This window comes from Arthrobacter sp. P1_H7 (genome assembly GCF_056405215.1).
In genome coordinates, this window is sequence record NZ_JBFUCO010000032.1 from 1 (window position 1) to 16511 (window position 16511).

Genomic DNA, 16511 nt, shown 5'->3' on the forward strand with positions numbered 1-16511 from the left:
GGCCAGCCGGGTGTAGGCCTCGGCGAGGTAGGCCATGCCGTGGGTGGAGGAGACCACAGAGTTGAGCTCGCCGAGCTGGCGGGCGCGGGAGAAGTCGTCCGCGCCGGCGGGGGTGTGGAGCATGGTGGTCATCCAGTAGGAGAACTGCTGGGCCTTCCAGACCCGTTCCAGCGCGCGGTCGCTGTAGGTCTCCAGGAGCCGGTCGGAGCCGGAGTTGTAGTGGTTGTCCAGCCCTTCGAAGAGGACCTTGACGTCGTGGATGGCCAGGTTCAGGCCCTTGGCACCAGTGGGCGGGACTGTGTGCGCGGCGTCGCCGGCAAGGAACATGTTGCCGTGGCGCATCGGCGTATGGACGAAGCTGCGGAAGGGCAGCACCATCTTCTCGATGACCGGGCCTTCCTTGAGTTCGAAGCCGTTGCCGTTCACCCGGCTGCGGAACTCGGCCCAGATCCGGTCGTCGTCCCACTCGGCGACGTTTTCCTTGGGGTCGCACTGGAAGTACATCCGCTGGACCGTCTCCGTGCGCTGGCTGATCAGGGCGAAGCCGTTCTCCGAGTTGGCGTAGATCAGTTCGTCGGAACTGCGCGGCGCCTCGGCCAGGATGCCGAACCAGGCGAAGGGGTACTCGTGGAAGTACCACTTGCGCTGCGCCTCAGGGATCTGGAACCGGCAGTGGCTGCGGGAACCGTCCGCGCCCACCAGGAAGTCGGCCCGGATCTCGAACTCCACGCCGTCGGCGTCCGTGAACCAGACCTTCGGCCTGCCCTCAAGTTCGTGCACGGTGGTGTCAGTGACGCTGTAGCGGACGTCGCCGCCGTCGTCCTTTCTGCGTGCGGCGAGGTCCAGGAAGACGTCCGTCTGCGGATAAAGCCACACCGATTCCCCCACCAGGTCCTTGAAGTCGACGCGGTGGCTCTCGCCGTTGAACCGCAGCTCGATGCCGTCGTGCCGGTCCCCCTTGCGAAGGACGCGGTCCGAGACACCGCTGTCCACCAGCAGGTTCACGGTGCCGTGTTCAAGGATGCCGGCGCGGACGGTTTCGGAAATTTCCTTGTGGCTGCGGACTTCGATGACCGTGGATTCGATGCCGGCCTTGGCCAGCAGGTGGGACAGCATCAGCCCGGCCGGGCCTGCCCCCATGATGGCCACCTGCGTGGTGATGGTCTTGCGTGTTGCCATGACTGGATCTCGCTTCGTTGCGGGCTCGGGTGATCTCGGATCCCTCATTGTCCTTCCCCTCTGTGACCTAGATCCTAGTTTCTGGTTGCACTAGTAAGTGTCGAGTAGACAACCGGATTCCGATTAAGCCAAGCACATGCCTTTCATACAACAGCCACACCCGACGGATACACCCATCCGTCCCTAATAGCCGTGCGCCATACCCCAACGAAGCAAGCGAGGTTTTCATGACTAATCGTGATCTGCTTATCCGCAACGCTGTTGTCCATACAGTGGATGCTCAGGACTCCGTCCACAGCTCGATCCTTATCCGGGCTGGTCGCATCGCAGCAGTCGGCAATGAAGCCGAGGTGCAGGCAGTTGCGGCCCCCGGAACCGATGTGTACAATGCAGGCGGCAAGACCATCGTCCCTGGCTTCATTGACGCCCACAATCACATGAGTGTGGCGGCTTTCGAACCGCTTGCCGTGGACTGCTCTACTCCGCCCTTGGCCTCTATGGACGAAGTACTTGGTGCCATTGAGGCCCACTGCCGGAACCTTCCCGCGGGTCAATGGGTGCGGGGCATCGGTTTTCATGCTTCACAAATCAAAGAGCGGCGAAATCCGACGCGGTATGAACTGGACGAAGTTGCCCCAAACAACCCGTTCTTCCTCCTGGAGTCCAACTGCCATGCCGGTTACGCAAACAGCCTCGCCCTCGCAGCCGTGGGTATCGACGCCTGCACGCCAGACCCTTGGGGAGGGCACATTGAACGTGACGGTAATGGCACTCCAAGCGGAACTCTTCTCGAAACAGCGGCCAACCTACTCCATTCAGCCTCGTGGGAAGCTTATGCCGAAAGCGACTGGGACCGAGCGGTTGGCCGCTGGAAGCGAAGGCACGCGAGTACCTCGCTGTTGGGATTACGGGCGTAGGTGACGCCTGCGTTACTACTCGCGCTGCCGAACTTTATCGTCGGGCCGACGCAGCCAGTAAGCTCCCTCTGACGTTGCAGCAGCTCCACGGCGGCGACCACTTTTTCTCCCAGCAAGACCTCCGACGCACCGACATCGTAGACCGCATCCACAGCAGTGAAAGCCGCATGCTGCGAGGTGGCACCATGAAGATCTTCGTCGACCGCGCCTATCCCGACGGTCCCGGACTTCATCAGATTCACGATGGCTGCACCAAGCACGTGGGGAGTAATTTTTACAACCCGCGGGAGGTCCATGACCTCGCCCTCCAAGCCACTGACCTAGGAATCAACCTCGCAATCCACGGTATGGGGAACTGCGCAGTCGATGCGGTTTCCGACGCTTATGAAAGCGTACGGAAGCGGACAGGGGACGACGCCATCCTCCGCCTTGAGCACGCCTTCATTGCCGAAGTCTCCCAGGCCCCCCGCCTAGCGAAACTTGGTATCGACCTTGTAGCGAACCCTGGCCTTGCCTATAAGGATGGACTGTTTTTTGGTAGTTGGCGGGGTGAGAACCAGAAGCACCTCCGCATTCTCCCGCTGCGAAGCATGATCGACGCCGGCGTCCGCGTGAGCTTTGCATCCGACCACCCCTGCGGAACCTTCTCCCCATTAGAAATTATGTGGAGCGCAGTCACCAGGCGTCATTACACGGGTGCTCTTATCGACCCTGAAGAAGCGGTTACTCCAGCGGAGGCGTTACGCGCGTACACCATCAACCCTGCTCATGCCTCTGGACGAGGGACAGAAGAGGGCAGCCTCGAGGTGGGGAAGCGCGCAAATCTTCTGGTGCTGGACCAAAACCTGCTGACCATACCCCCGGACGAACTGCGTTCAGTAATAGTTGAGCGAACCTACGTTGACGGCCTCGTCGCCCACCAGAGGCAAACTACCCAACCGGTTACTGCCGGTGCCCTGCCCAGCTAAATCGACCGCAGGCCGTTATCGCTTCACCATCTCCCCGTCTCGCCCTTTCTATTAAGGAAAAAAATGAATCTTGGCATCATGCCCGCCGCAGGTCCGCGCACTGACGACCCCAACTCGAAAGGACGCATAGCCCTCATCGTCGTTTTTTCCGGCATTGCGGCCACACTCCTGCTCATGGCCCCCGCCGTCGCGGGCCAGCTTTTCAGGCAAATGGGGCTCACCCCCACCCAGACCGGAGATCTCTTCGCCGTCGAACTCGGCGCTATGAGCTTAGCCTCCCTTCCCGCCCTGCTGTGGATTAAGCGGGCCAATTTACGGGCAGCCGCGACCCTCTGTGGTTCAGTCTTTGTCGCAGGTAACCTCCTTTCGGGCTTCCTTGATTCTTATGGAGCCCTCGTTACGGTACGAGGCATCACTTCATTCGCGGGCGGATCGTTAATGGTCCTCGCCATGGCCCTCGCCGCCCAAACCCGCAACCGGGATCGCGTATACGGGCTATGGTCTGTGGGGCAGCTTACGTTTGGCGCGATAGGGCTTGCTGTTCTTCCCGCGTTTTTCGAGACGGTGGGCATTAGCGTCGTATATTGGACGCTCGCCGCGGCCATGCTCCTTGCCTTGCCATTGGTGCGGTTCTTACCCGCCGGCCGTAACGTGTCCTCCTCCCTGGCAGAGGGAACCCCGGAGAAGCCGAACGTAGGAAAATCCATCCTTGGCCTTATCGCATGTTTGATCTTCTACATCGGACTCAGCGGCATCTGGACCTTTACCGGTGGCATCGCGGCCGCCTCGGCGATAGACCCTGCCACCTCGGGTCTTATTCTGTCGGCCGCCACCCTCGTCGGCATACTAGGGTCCACAGTTGCGACGCTCGTAGGCGGACGCGCCAGCAGACGGTTTCTGCTGATGGGCGGATACCTGGGCATGATTGTCGCTGTCGCACTGTTCTTCGGCACCCCCGATGCTCTCCGCTTTGCTGGCGCCGCGCTGTTGTTCAAGTTCACCTGGCCCTGGACCTTGCCATTCCTCATGTCGACCCTCGCCGACCTGGACCGCGCTGGTCGCGCCACCAACCTTGCTAACCTCTTCATTGGAGGAGGGTTCGCTATTGGGCCGTTTATCGCTGGACGCCTCATTGAATCCGAGGGTGGGTACTCCGCCCTGGTAATTACCAGCAGCATAGCGCTGGTCGTTTCGCTGGTCCTCGTCCAGCTAGCGCAACCAAAGAAGGTTCCGGCGCCTGAGCCGGAAGCACACGCCGTAAGCCCTGTCGACGCGTGACTTATCCAAAGCTAAACGTGACCGAGCAGCCAATAAACCCAAAACCGTTCACCTGCTAAAGCAGGGCAACCCCGCTTGCCCGATTGGAGTACCCGACGGTCAGTAGTGGCGTAGTTATAGCACCCGCATGACGTGAGTTTCCTAATCCCATATTCCATTTGTCAGACTGCCTCCCCTCGTGGCTCGTGCGCCTGTCTCCCTCTCCGGGGAGGCAGGCGCATTTGATGGGAGCATGGATCTTCTGCATCTCACTCGCAACCAATTCGTCACCCGTCTTGGATGCAATCTCACCGTCTATTCGTCGGGGCGGGCCCCGGAGCCAGCTCATCAAACCGCTCTTCGCGGTACTGGTAGGACTTGACGGATAGGAACGGCTGCGGCATCTCCAGAACCGATATGAGGAGCTTACGTATTGGCACACCTGGGACTCTCGCCGGTCACCGTTGGCCTTGTACGTGTCGTTTCTGAATGGGCTGAACTTCTTATGGCTCCACCGAAGCAGCATAAGGGCAAGCAAAAGAAGGACCGTGCGTTGCAATGCTGGACCACCCGCTGCGGCAGAAGGGTACATCTATCCCCTACTACCAGAATCATTGGGCGAGGGACCCGGCGTCTCGATGCGCTACTCAACGCACCATCTTAGAGAAGATTTTCGATTGGAAGTAAAATCTAATGACCGAGGAGGCGAGTGCAAAGCCCTCCAAGCCGCCGCCGGTACCGCTTAGAAGCGCCCAAGAAGGAACAGACTTATGACAACAGTTGTTCGCACGTCTTCTGTTCCGGTCCGGAGCAGGGTCGCATTCTGGACCCAGACTGTCTCCGAGACTTTCGTCAGCCTTGATTGCAGGGCGGCTGGGGGCCATGAGGACATCCAGGGGGAGCTGTCAGTGCAGTCACTGGGTTCTCTGGACTTTGCGCGGGTCAGGGCCACAGCGCAGTCAGTTCACCGGACTCCCGGCAGCATCAGTTCCTCTGGTGAGGACTTCTTCATGGTGGGGGTCCAAACCGCCGGTTCCTGCGTTGTGACCCAGGCGGGACGGTCCGCCGGCATTGAAAACGGAGCTTTCGCCCTGTATGACACGACGAGGCCGTATTCTCTTCAGCTGACGGATCACTTTGAACAGTTAGTGCTCCGAATGCCTCGGCGGGGATTTGAGGCGCACCTTCCCCAAGCGGAAGCTCTCACGGCGCTGGCGGTTGGCGCCGATCCCGGGGCTGCCCAAATTCTCGTCAAGACCGTTAGGATGCTGGCGGACGATATCGAGTTCCTCACCCCGCCTTCCGCATTGGCCGTCTCGCACGGACTGGAGCATCTGATCGTCGCCGGACTGGGCGGTCTCACCAGCGGGATACCCGACAATGACAGTCCACCCAGGAAAAAGCTCATCCAGCGCTACATTTTGGACAACCTGCGTGACGACTCACTCAACATCGCCGCCATCTCCCAACAGCTCCACCTCTCACCAAGCAGCATCCACCGCGCCTTCGCACTCCAAGGGCAAACGGTCATGGGATGGGTCTGGCAGCAGCGACTGGAAAGAATCCGGGAAGAGCTACTCAAGGGCAGTCATAAAGGAACATTGGCGGAGCTATCGCAGGCCTGGGGGTTTTCGGACTCAGCCCACTTCAGCAGGGCCTTCCGTCGCCAATTTGGCCAGCCCCCGTCGTTGCTGCACCGGCCACCAAAATAACGGCTACCAGCTCCGGCAGTTGGCAGTCCGGGATCCCCAGAAAAGCTGACGCAAACAGTCAATGCCTCTGCGACGCGCAGGCAAGACATACATGCACTGACCTACCTAACATTGAAGGCATCCAAGACGCGGTGACTGAGGTCACAAATTTAGGAGCTTTCCATGGACCACCCCAAGTTCAAGGCAGCGGCCATCCAGGCCGCACCTGTCTTCCTCAATCTTGACGCCACCATCGACAAGGCGGTCGCCCTGATAGAAGAAGCATCCAGCAACGGCGCTGAAGTGATCGCGTTCCCCGAGACCTGGCTCCCGGGCTACCCCTGGTACGCCTGGCTGGACGCACCCGCAGTATGGCTGGCGAAGTTCGGACAGCGGTACTTCGACAACTCCCTGGAATACGGCACTCCCCAGGCCGAACGCCTGGCAAAGGCCGCGAAAGACAACAACATCATGGTCGGCTTGGGCCTGAGCGAACGCAGCGGCAGCAGCCTCTACATCGCCCAATGGATCATTGGCGACGATGGAAAAACGATCGCCCAGCGCCGCAAACTCAAGCCCACCCACGTGGAGCGCACCATCTACGGCGAAGGAGACGGCAGTGACCTTACCGTCTGGGACACGAACCTTGGCCGCGTGGGCGGCCTCTGCTGCTGGGAACACCTGCAGCCACTGTCCAAATACGCCATGTACGCCCAGAACGAACAACTCCACTTCGCCGCCTGGCCCAGCTTCTCCCTGTACGAGGGAGGAGCATATGCACTCAGCGGCGAAGCCAACGTGTCAGCATCACGCGTGTACGCCCTGGAAGGGTCCTGCTACGTCCTGGCACCCACAGCCATCGTTTCTCAAGAGATGCAAGACGAATTGTGCGACACCGACCTGCAAAAAGCCCTCCTGAAAACCGGCGGCGGATACAGCCGCATCTTCGGACCCGACGGCAAACAGCTCCACGAAGCCCTCCCGACAGACCAGGAAGGAATTATCTACGCCGACATCGACCTAGGAACAATCTCCCTGGCCAAGGCCATCGCAGACCCCGCCGGCCACTACTCACGCGCCGACGCAACACAACTTGTCCTCAACAAAACCGTCCGCCGCCCCGTCATCGAAACCGCACCAGCAGAACAAACAACCCGCACACGTGCCATCGTCTCTTCGTCAGACACTGTAGCTAAAGACCGCTCCTGGGACGCAGCCTCAGAAATGGAAGGGAGGGATCCGATACCTCAGGAACTATAGAGTGCAAACTTCAAGTGTGGGTGGTTCCACGTCCATTCCTTGGTGCCACGCACATTGCACTTGTTGGACAGTCCCACAGTCCCTGGCGGCGAGTAAGACGGCCAAGTAAGCCGCGCGGGGGAGCAGGTGGTGCCCGGGTACTTGTCCGCGGCGTGATGGCAGGAGGACTCAGTTTCTCCCACAGGTACCTTTCAAGTTTTTCCGTTGGCGTGCCCGTTCGTTGAGGTCATCGCAATGTGCGATTACTCCATCGCCGATGCCTTGTTGTTCATACTTAGGATTGCGTGCATTCTGGATGAACTGATCGCGCGCACTGCGGTGGTCCCTACAGCGTCGGGCAGCCTGTGTGAAAGAACAGAGCGAAGGGACTAAGTTGTGGCGGCCTTGCGTCTGCGACGTCGCCCCAACGGCCAAAGCCTTTATTGAGGCCGCGTCTTTGAGGTCCACGGTCGATTAATAACACGGTTTCATAATGGAGATTGCTGTGGGAAGAACGCATCACTTTTCGACTGCACCTTATACGACTCGGGACCGGACGCGAGTGTGGCAGGATCACATAGACGAGTCCCTGTTTCCGACGGCTGACTACACCCCGCTGAACAGTGACGGGTTGCTGGCGCGCCATTCAATGTCAACGGTTGATGAAACACGAGTCCATGGATTCTTTCTTAACGGACACGTAGTCGATCGTGTTGCACGAAATGCCGGTGCCCCTGGGGAGGCGATCTTCTGCAAGGTCGTCGTGGCAGGCGGGGTGTCTTACTCGTCCGCCTCAAGTATGCATGTGGCCGGCCCAGGCGACGTCCTGTTCTACGACCCACAGGACCCTTTTTTTATTGGCTTCCGCCCCGGCACCGCAGAAATTCTGTTGGAGATACCCCGGATACTCGTGCCCAGCGATCTCTTCTCTAACGGCGAGTCCTGTATCCGCATCAGGGAAGGTTACGAGGGCGGCGCAAATCTTGGTCTAGACGAATACCGGGTCTTGCTCCAGAGTCTGACAACAGCTGGAGGCGTAACATCCGATTTTGAAAACCGAGTTCGGGTGATTGCCAAGGCTCTCACAGGCATAGTGGCTGGCAACGGTGCCCGCAGTCTGTTTTTGGAGGCAGTTCGTCTCATTGAGCAGCAAGCTCACGATCATGAGCTCACTACGAATCGGATAGCGCTGGAGCTGAGTATGTCAGCGCGGCAGCTGAATAGGATCTTTCAAGCGCACGGGACCACAGCCGCAGCCTGTATTGCCCGGGAGCGGATCCAGCGTGCAAAGGCGATGCTGACGGCGACCAGCGCCTCCATGACCCGAATCGCCCTTTACTGCGGCTTCGGAACCTCATCGAATTTCTCACGTTCCTTTTCAAGGTCTGAGCTGCTACGGAGATTTCGGACAGCGGAATTAGTGGATTCTTCTACGCTGCCAAGGCTGGCTGTTGATAACCATAGTGGACTTCGTTGGGCCGCCGGTAACCGAGAGCGGAGTGACGGCGCCTGCTGTTGTAAAACCCCTCGATGTAGCGAATGACATCGCTCCGGGCTTGTGATTTCGTGGCGTAGACGGTCCGATAGACACGCTCGTTTTTCAGGGCTGAGAAGAACGATTCGGCCATGCTGTTGTCCCAGCACACGCCGGTGCGTCCCATCGAGGAGCGCATGCCCAGGCCGGTCACCAGGGCCCTGAAATCGGCCGAGGTGTAGACGCTGCCCCGGTCGGAGTGCCAGATCGCGGACGGCTCGATCCGGGTCGTCGCGGCGGCGTTCTTGAGCGCGTCGGCGACGAGCCCGGTGCGCATGTGATCGGCGATGGACCAGCCGACGACTTTCTTCGAGTAGCAGTCGATGACGGTGGCGAGGTAGACGAATCCTTGCCAGGTGTGGATGTAGGTGATGTCGCCGACGAACTTCACCCCGGGGCGGTCTGCGGTGAAGTCCCGGTTGACGAGGTCGGGCATGCCAGCGGCCGCCTCGGCGTCAGCCTCGGTGGTGATGCGGAACGGGCGTGGTTGACAGGCCACCAGGCCCTGGCAGCGCATGATCTGCCGCACCAGCTCGGGAGAGCACTCGGTCTGTTCCGCGGCGAGATCGGCATGGATGCGCCGGTACCCGTAGGTGCCCTCGGACTCCTCGAAGAAGTGCCGGATCCGCGCTGTCAGAGCCTGCCGGCGCCCCGCCGTGGCCGATTGCGGACGGGTGGCCCAGTGATAGAAACCGGACGTCGAGACGGCCAACCAGCGGCACATTTTCACCACCGAATTCAGATCGGCGGGCTCAGCTTTTTGGGAATCGATGAATTCATACTTGCTCACTACCGCTGCTCCCGCGCGAAGTAAGCGCTGGCTTTTTTCAAGAAGGCCGTCTCCGCCCGCAGCTCTTGAACTTCACGCTCGAGCTCCTTCAGCCGGGCCCGTTCCGAGACCGTCAGATCCACCTCCGTGCCGCCGTTGGCCTCACGGTACTTGACCAGCCAGTTGCGGAGCGTCTCGGGGCCGACACCGTACGCGGTGGCCACGTCCTTGATCGGCTTGGACGTGCTGATCACCTCGCGGCACAGCTCGTCCTTGAACTCCTGGGTAAATCGCTTGCGTGATGCGGTCATGCTGATCTCTACTTTCAGTAGACCCCCATTTTAAGAGGGCCCACTGTCCGAGATCTCCGCGGCAGCCCAGTCTACGGGTTTCTCTCCATTGGCTTATCGCAAGGCACACGACTAGAGGCTTGACTTTCTTTTGTTTCACCTCTTCAGGAGAGACCTCCGAATTTGTCGGGAAACGGCAAAAAGTTGGCGGGAAAAGCATCGAAACAGCCCGGGCGCTCCATCTACTCTCGATGGAGCGACGAAAGTTTCCCGAACGCACTGCCTGCATTCAGCGGCCCGCGCGCCCCCTCCAGGCTTCCAACACACATGGATGCAGGCGACGTAGCCCATTCTCTGACTGGAGGCTTCGTTTCCCGCCAACACCAATGAGGTTAGCCAATGGAAGTACAAGCCCAGCTCATCACGAACGCAGTTGTCCGTTCCGTCGATGAAGACGATTCCGTCCACGAAGCCGTCCTGATTGAGAGGGGCCGCATCGCCGCGGTGGGTAGCGAAGCAGACCTGCGCCTAAAGGCATCACATCAAGCAGAGGTCCTTGATGCCGGAGGTCGAACCGTTGTCCCTGGTTTCATCGATGCCCACAATCACATGAGTTTTGCCGCTTTCGCCCCAGTAGCGGTTAACTGCATGACCCCTCCTCTCGCCTCGATGGACGAGGTACTCGAGGTAATTCGAGCCCACTGCTCAAATCTCATTCGGGGGCAATGGGCAAGCGGATTCGGTTTCGACATGTCCAAAATCAGAGAGCAACGTACACCCACCCGATACGAGTTGGATGAAGTTTCTCCTAACAACCCCTTTTTCCTTGTAGATGTCAGCGGGCATGCAGGCTACGCGAATACGGCAGCGTTGGAGGCTGCAGGGATTACACAAAGCACCCCTGACCCTTGGGGCGGAGGCGTAGAACGTGATACCCGCGGCTTGGCCACTGGAACCTTGATGGGAACCACCGCCGGTCTACTCAATTCCATCTCGTGGGAGGACTACGCAGAACGGGACTGGGATCACGCCGTCGAGTTACTGGAATCCAAAGCCAAACAGTATCTGGCTGTGGGGCTGACCGGAGTGGGCGACGCATGTGTCACGGCTAAGGGCGCCGAGTTATACCGGCGCGCCGATGAATCGGGGCGGCTTCCTCTTACATTGCAACAGATACACGGAGGAGACTTCCTGTTCGCCCGGCAAGATTTGGGAAACCCCGACGTTCTTGAACGTATCCAACGCAAGGGGACTCGGATGCTCCGTGGCGGTGCTATGAAGGTGTTCGTTGATCGGGCTTACCCCGACAGCGGTGCAATTCACCAAATACATGACGGCTGCGTCAAACACGTGGGGACAAACTTCTACAACCCTCGTGAGGTACGCGACATCGCACTGCGGGCCACTGGCCTTGGCATCGACCTTGCGGTCCACGCCATGGGCAACTGCGCCATCGATATAATTCTCGATGCTTACGAAGCCGTTCGCGAAACCTTTGGCCGGCAACCAGTCCTCAGGCTCGAGCATGCCTTCGTTGCTGAGGCCCGCCAGGCAACTCGCATGGCTGAGTTAGACATTGACCTAGTGGCCAACCCAGGTCTGGCCCACAATGTGGGTGATCTTTTTTCTGGCTGGAGGGGGGAGAACCAGAACCACCTCAAGGTCATTCCTGTTCGCAGCATGATCGACGCTGGAGTCCGCGTCAGTTTCGCATCCGATCATCCTGCGGGCACGTTTTCGCCTGCTGAAATCATGTGGACTGCAGTCGCTCGGCAACACCTCTCCGGGGTCTCAATCGAGCCGGAAGAGGCGGTAACCGCGGCAGAGGCATTACGAGCTTTCACCATCCAAGCGGCGCACGCTTCCGGACGCGACAGCGAGGAAGGAAGCCTCGAAAAGGGTAAGCGTGCCAACCTTTTGGTCCTGGATCGGGATCCCCTCACGTGCACGACCAATGATTTGCGCCGTCTGCAGGTTGATCGCACCTATGTCGACGGCCGCTTAGCACACCAACGAGCTGAATGAATCCCAAGCAGCCAACTAAGGCCACTACCCGCCCCGCACGGAAAGCGCACTCGAGCTGCCGGTTTCCCGAGCCCGGCCGCACCTTTGAAAGGACAAGATGAGTTTTAGACAGGGCAAGTTAGACGCAGTACGTTCCTTTACCTTGGTCGAAGCCCTGGCTGGAAGAAGATCACGCCGCTTCGGCTTGGGTATGACGATTCCTGATGGTCCGCTGGCGTATTCTTCCAGGCACGAGCCTCACCCACTCGGCGCAGACGAACGGGCTCTTCTGGTGTGGGCTGCTACCGGCCTGACGGGTTGGCACCTGGGCATGCCCCATACTGAATCGGGCCCACCTGATGCTGGTTGCAATTACCCGAGTCGTTTGACCGGACGGACCAATCCGAGTGCCGCAGGAATACACAGCTCCGAACTGGCAATTATCGATGATTCGGGTGTCTACATAACGGCACTTCGCACCGCATCCCCGGAGCTTTTAGAACAAGCTGCACACGCGACTTCGCTAGACTCGCTGGTCGCCCTGACCGACAGCTTGCTCATGAAAGTGACTGACGAGCGTTGTCATCTTCCTTCTGCGTATATCGCGGCGCACAACAGGTGGAACGCACTTCGTCCTGGGACGACTCTGATGGTTCCGATCGCAGATGCGACCGAGCAGTTTCTTGGCTTTCTTTCGATCATTAGCGGGGAGGGCGTCATTCTATGGGACGCCTTTGAAGACAGGCCCGTCGGCAACACCGCTGAACTTCTTCGGAAAGGCTTGCTAAACCCTGATGCACGGATGCCGCTGCCGGCGTTTGAACAGCTGGTCGGACAGCAGGCTACCGTGGAGAGCGGCATCATTGCCTACAACACCCAACTCATGCTCCAATCCATGGGGTTGGGAGGGTGGCTCTATGGTGGGATCGACACCAATGCCCTCCTAGGGGCGTACCAAAATCAGGGAGTTTTGGGCATGGGTTTCCGGTTCAAGCGGGTGGCCCACTCCCCTTTGGCTAATCCCGTGGGGCTGGACGGATACTTCGAAACCTTGTCGCCGCCCTACTGCAGTGGTGCCGATGACGTCGTTGCTCGCTTTATTGAACGTAAATTTGGCCGTGACGGGGCTTACAACACAAGTATCGGCATGTACCGTGACGGCGGGGCAGTCCTTTCTCAGGCACAGCGCTACGATGAAGCGACCATTCGATACTTCGAATCGGTGGTAGAACGACTGTTGGAAACCTATGGCCGTGTCCCAGGAACGCTCCCGACCGTGCACACGTCGGTCTACCTTCAGGCCCAACACGTCGACGTCGATTACTACGACCAATTCCACGACAAAAATGCACTACTGGACACACATCGCGAACACATGTCCGCGTGGCATGCAGAAGTTCCCTAGCTAGGAGACCCTAGCCTTGCCCTCCCCGAGGCGGAACCTTTGAATGGACAACACTATGAAGCTATTGCAAGTGAATTATCGGCGCGCTTTGTCGAAGGACGACCAGGGGCAGGCCGAGCGGATAATGCAGTCGGCCATCAAGATTGCGGGCGTGAAAGGCCTGCTATGGAAGATCTGGATTTACGATGACGAGGAGAAGACAGCTGGCGGTATCTATCTCTTCGACAGTGAAGCCAACGCCAGGAATTGGGGCGATGAAGTGATGGAGAGGTCGCTAAAGTCACACCCAGGCATCTCAGACATCACTAAGCACTACTTTGATATTGATGGAGACCTGACGCGGCAGACCCGCGGTCCGGTCGCTGCAGCACGCAAATAGCCCGACTATGCTGCCGCGGCGTGTCCTCGTCCGGATACGCCGCGATCACTTTGAACCCACGCAGCCTGCAGGCGTATCACATGCGCTGCAATGGAAATGCTGCCTAGGGAACCCGCAGTTCCCGGCGCCGTCGAACAAGCTGTGAGGGCACTGCCCAGCTGACGAGTAGCCACTTGGTCGGCTTTGAGGCTGAGATCCGAGTAGCTTGGACGCCGCCGCTGTCGTGCGCCGTTGCTGGCTGCCTACCCGTGCCGTATGCGATGAAATCGTCGAAAATCAGAAGAGCTAGCCTCTTACCTAGTCTGGCCAAGCCGCTCAACTTCTATGAGTTCCTTATTATCCCCACCGTGACAGTTCGATGGTCGGGACCTCTAGCTGCCTGGGAGCACATGGCAAAATGCCAGTATGCTAGCGGCCTGCTTCATGGCTTTTGGTGCCCCATCTCTGCTGGTTGATCAGTCCGAGGGATAACCTTGCTCGTTCCTTGCGGAGGGTCAAAGCCCAGAGAGCACTAGAGGCTTCGGCGCGGTAGTTCTGGATGTGACTGTTAGTGGCTCATGGGATGTCCAGGACTTTGTGGTGTCATGCGTCCCCGCGAGGACACGGCTGTGCGATGTTGGCCGGTCCGAGCAAGGACAGGCTTTCCCGTTCGGGTCGGTGAGAGGAAACAAGCTGACCGAGAGCAGGGCCGAATAGTGCACGGGTTTCGGATCCTGAGGCCTTCAACCACAGTAAGTATCCAGAAGGCATGACTGCTTCTACCTCGCCAATACGCACAACGTATCCTGCTTCCACTATTCTGACAATCTTCCCTAACAACTAGTCGACTCGTTGTAGCTTCTTTTGCTTGCCATCCCGGCTCTTTAGCGCCATCATTGTCGAGTCCTTTGATTGTTGATAGCCCGAAGGCAGCATCTGGGTGTGGGTACCGGTCAATCCAACTCATAACCCAATGGTTTCTTGCCAGCGATTGCAGTCCCATTAGCTACCAGAGCTTGCGTTTTATCAAACATTTAACGTCACAAAAGATCATCCAGATCGCTGTCATTCGGTTTATCCTGGTTCCCAGGCAGGGGCGCGCAATTCCGGCTTTGGTTGGCAAATTGACCGTCGCCCGACGTTGTCCGCAGGAGTAGGGGTGTCGACGAGGACATATCTGATCTCGAACCGTTGCCGCCGCCCCAAGATGTCCTTGCCTGCATATGTTCTTTCCTTGCCTGCACAAGAAGTCTGCTTTTCATGATGATCGCTTCTTAGGTGTTTTCGACCAATAGAGAGTTTGCTGGCACGGGGCGGTAGGTACTGGATCGGATGCGTTGTGATGGTTCGAGTTCCAGCATCAGCTTCCAGATTGTCTGGTCGCCATCTAACGCGGGCATTATTTCTCCTCGTTGAAGGTAGCGGAATGGCTCTGGCTCCGTTTCCGGACTCCACCAACCGCTAGCCGGGGCGTGTTGGCCGGTGGGAACGTGATGAGTTACGGCAGGAGAATATTTTGGCTGATGAGTCACGTGGGCCGCACTTCCTTGGTCGTAATCGGTATTTAGCGCCTAATTCGTCGCCCGCAAATACGGGGCAAACGAAAATGAGGAATTATGGATTTCGGTTTGCAGATTGCTAATCTCATTCTCGAACGAATAGGTGCGCTCTGCAACACTGTACTCGCGATCGGCCGATCGTCTTTCGCTATCAACCGGCCACTGCTTTTGCAAGCCATTTCACCTTAGAATCACTGTAGTGAACGGTTGTCGCCTCATACTGCGGCAGCTTCTGATGCTTTTTCATGTAGGCGTGAGTCTTTTTAGGCCCGGGCAACTTGCCTTCGCCTGACGTTTGATTCGTGGAAGGGTGTCACCCCTGTTCATGAAGACCAGAGAAGCTACGTTCGGATAACTAAGCGAAAGGCGCAGCCTTGGCGAACTCAACTTCGGGCGACTCGGTGGTAGACAGGATTGTCCGGTTGATCAGTGCCTTTCCAAAGGACGGCGCTCTGTCCCTTTCGGACTTGGCAAGCCGAGCGGCTCTGCCGCTGACCTCGACGCACCGATTGGTCGGGCAACTTGCCGGCCACGGGCTCTTAGAGGCTGGCCCGGGCGGAATGGTTCGCCCTGGGATCAGGCTCTGGGAGCTGGCCAACCGTACGTCTCCTACGCTGGCACTGACGCAAGCGGCCATGCCATTCATGCAGGACATCCAGCAGGTCCTGAACCAGAACGTTAACCTCGCAATTTTGGACCGCTGGGAGACTCTCTTCGTCGAGCGCCTGTCCAGGCGGGGATCCGTTACTAACCGAGCACAGGTGACCGGGAGGATGCCGGTGCATATATCGTCTGCCGGGCTGGCACTCATGGCGAATCAGGACAGAACACTCCAAGCCGAATACCTTGACTACTTTCATGACGCTGATGGCAGGGTCAGCATTGGCTGTTTGCGGGCGATACTCAGCGAAACGAGACAGCAAGGGTTCGCGCAGTTGGCTGGTGTGGTGGACACCGATACTTGGGGCATCGCGGTGCCCATTCTCGATCGCAAGCATTACGCGGTGGCTTCGCTCGGCGTCGTGGTTCCTTTGCGCGAGTTGCGCCTCCAGGCGCTCGTCCCTGCCATGCAGACAGCCGCTCGAGGGATCGCCCGGGATCTCGGAGTCTCGTGAAGGCTTCCGCTCAACGGAATGATTCGCTCTATATCAAGGTTGCGAAGCTCATACTGGGACCCAAGCTCGAACATTTAAGCCCGCAACGAAGCGAGATCCAGTCATGGCAACACGCAAGACCATCACCACGCAGGTGGCCATCATGGGGGCAGGCCCGGCCGGGCTGATGCTGTCCCACCTGCTGGCCAAGGCCGGCATCGAATCCACGGTCATCGAAGTCCGCAGC

General features: G+C 58.7%; 13 protein-coding genes. 11 read left to right on the plus strand and 2 right to left on the minus strand.

From position 1 onward, the window contains the following. On the minus strand, positions 1-1179 hold a 1179-nt coding region (locus AC1DXI_RS20380), incomplete at its 3' end, for a 4-hydroxybenzoate 3-monooxygenase (protein WP_476940095.1). Positions 1180-1406: 227 nt separating this feature from the next. Between AC1DXI_RS20380 and AC1DXI_RS20385 the strand changes: the two genes are divergently transcribed. The 6 genes from AC1DXI_RS20385 (at position 1407) to AC1DXI_RS20410 (ending at position 8794) form a co-directional block, all read left to right on the plus strand. Further along, a complete protein-coding gene (locus AC1DXI_RS20385; protein WP_476940096.1) occupies positions 1407-2096 on the plus strand; it encodes an amidohydrolase family protein in 690 nt (229 codons plus the stop codon). Then, entirely contained in the window at positions 2003-3064 is a 1062-nt protein-coding gene (locus AC1DXI_RS20390; RefSeq protein ID WP_476940097.1) for an amidohydrolase, read from the plus strand. The genes AC1DXI_RS20385 and AC1DXI_RS20390 overlap by 94 nt, the downstream gene beginning before the upstream one ends. A 63-nt stretch (positions 3065-3127) precedes the next feature. Beyond that, positions 3128-4342, plus strand: a complete 1215-nt coding sequence (locus AC1DXI_RS20395) for an MFS transporter (protein ID WP_230121500.1) — start codon at positions 3128-3130, stop codon at positions 4340-4342. A 749-nt stretch (positions 4343-5091) separates the two neighbouring features. Further along, the gene (locus AC1DXI_RS20400; RefSeq protein ID WP_476940098.1) at positions 5092-6033 is read left to right on the plus strand and encodes an AraC-like ligand-binding domain-containing protein; all 942 of its coding nucleotides are present in this window, start codon (positions 5092-5094) and stop codon (positions 6031-6033) included. 162 nt (positions 6034-6195) lie between these two features. Further along, positions 6196-7272: a carbon-nitrogen hydrolase family protein gene (locus tag AC1DXI_RS20405; protein WP_230121406.1), complete on the plus strand. Its 1077-nt coding sequence runs from the start codon at positions 6196-6198 to the stop codon at positions 7270-7272. A 778-nt stretch (positions 7273-8050) separates the two neighbouring features. After that, entirely contained in the window at positions 8051-8794 is a 744-nt protein-coding gene (locus AC1DXI_RS20410; protein ID WP_476940103.1) for a helix-turn-helix domain-containing protein, read from the plus strand. Here the strand turns inward: AC1DXI_RS20410 and AC1DXI_RS20415 are convergent. Then, positions 8682-9865, minus strand: a protein-coding gene (locus AC1DXI_RS20415) for an IS3 family transposase (protein WP_476940099.1) whose coding sequence is annotated in 2 segments (ribosomal slippage) — positions 8682-9604 and positions 9604-9865 — 1185 coding nt in all. Because the reading frame shifts where the segments join, the coding sequence is not laid out codon by codon here. The genes AC1DXI_RS20410 and AC1DXI_RS20415 overlap by 113 nt on opposite strands. A 378-nt stretch (positions 9866-10243) precedes the next feature. Between AC1DXI_RS20415 and AC1DXI_RS20420 the strand changes: the two genes are divergently transcribed. From AC1DXI_RS20420 to AC1DXI_RS20440, 5 genes are all read left to right on the plus strand, one after another. Continuing rightward, complete coding sequence (locus AC1DXI_RS20420; RefSeq protein WP_476940100.1) at positions 10244-11869, plus strand: amidohydrolase; 1626 nt, start codon at positions 10244-10246, stop codon at positions 11867-11869. Positions 11870-11966: 97 nt separating this feature from the next. Next, the gene (locus AC1DXI_RS20425) at positions 11967-13253 is read left to right on the plus strand and encodes a hypothetical protein (RefSeq protein WP_476940101.1); all 1287 of its coding nucleotides are present in this window, start codon (positions 11967-11969) and stop codon (positions 13251-13253) included. A 43-nt stretch (positions 13254-13296) separates the two neighbouring features. Further along, complete coding sequence (locus AC1DXI_RS20430; RefSeq protein ID WP_230121410.1) at positions 13297-13632, plus strand: YdhR family protein; 336 nt, start codon at positions 13297-13299, stop codon at positions 13630-13632. Between the two features lie 1912 nt (positions 13633-15544). After that, the gene (locus tag AC1DXI_RS20435) at positions 15545-16285 is read left to right on the plus strand and encodes an IclR family transcriptional regulator (protein WP_476940102.1); all 741 of its coding nucleotides are present in this window, start codon (positions 15545-15547) and stop codon (positions 16283-16285) included. A gap of 103 nt (positions 16286-16388) precedes the next feature. Further along, positions 16389-16511: FAD-dependent monooxygenase (locus AC1DXI_RS20440; RefSeq protein ID WP_476940104.1), on the plus strand; the 123-nt coding region annotated here is incomplete at its 3' end.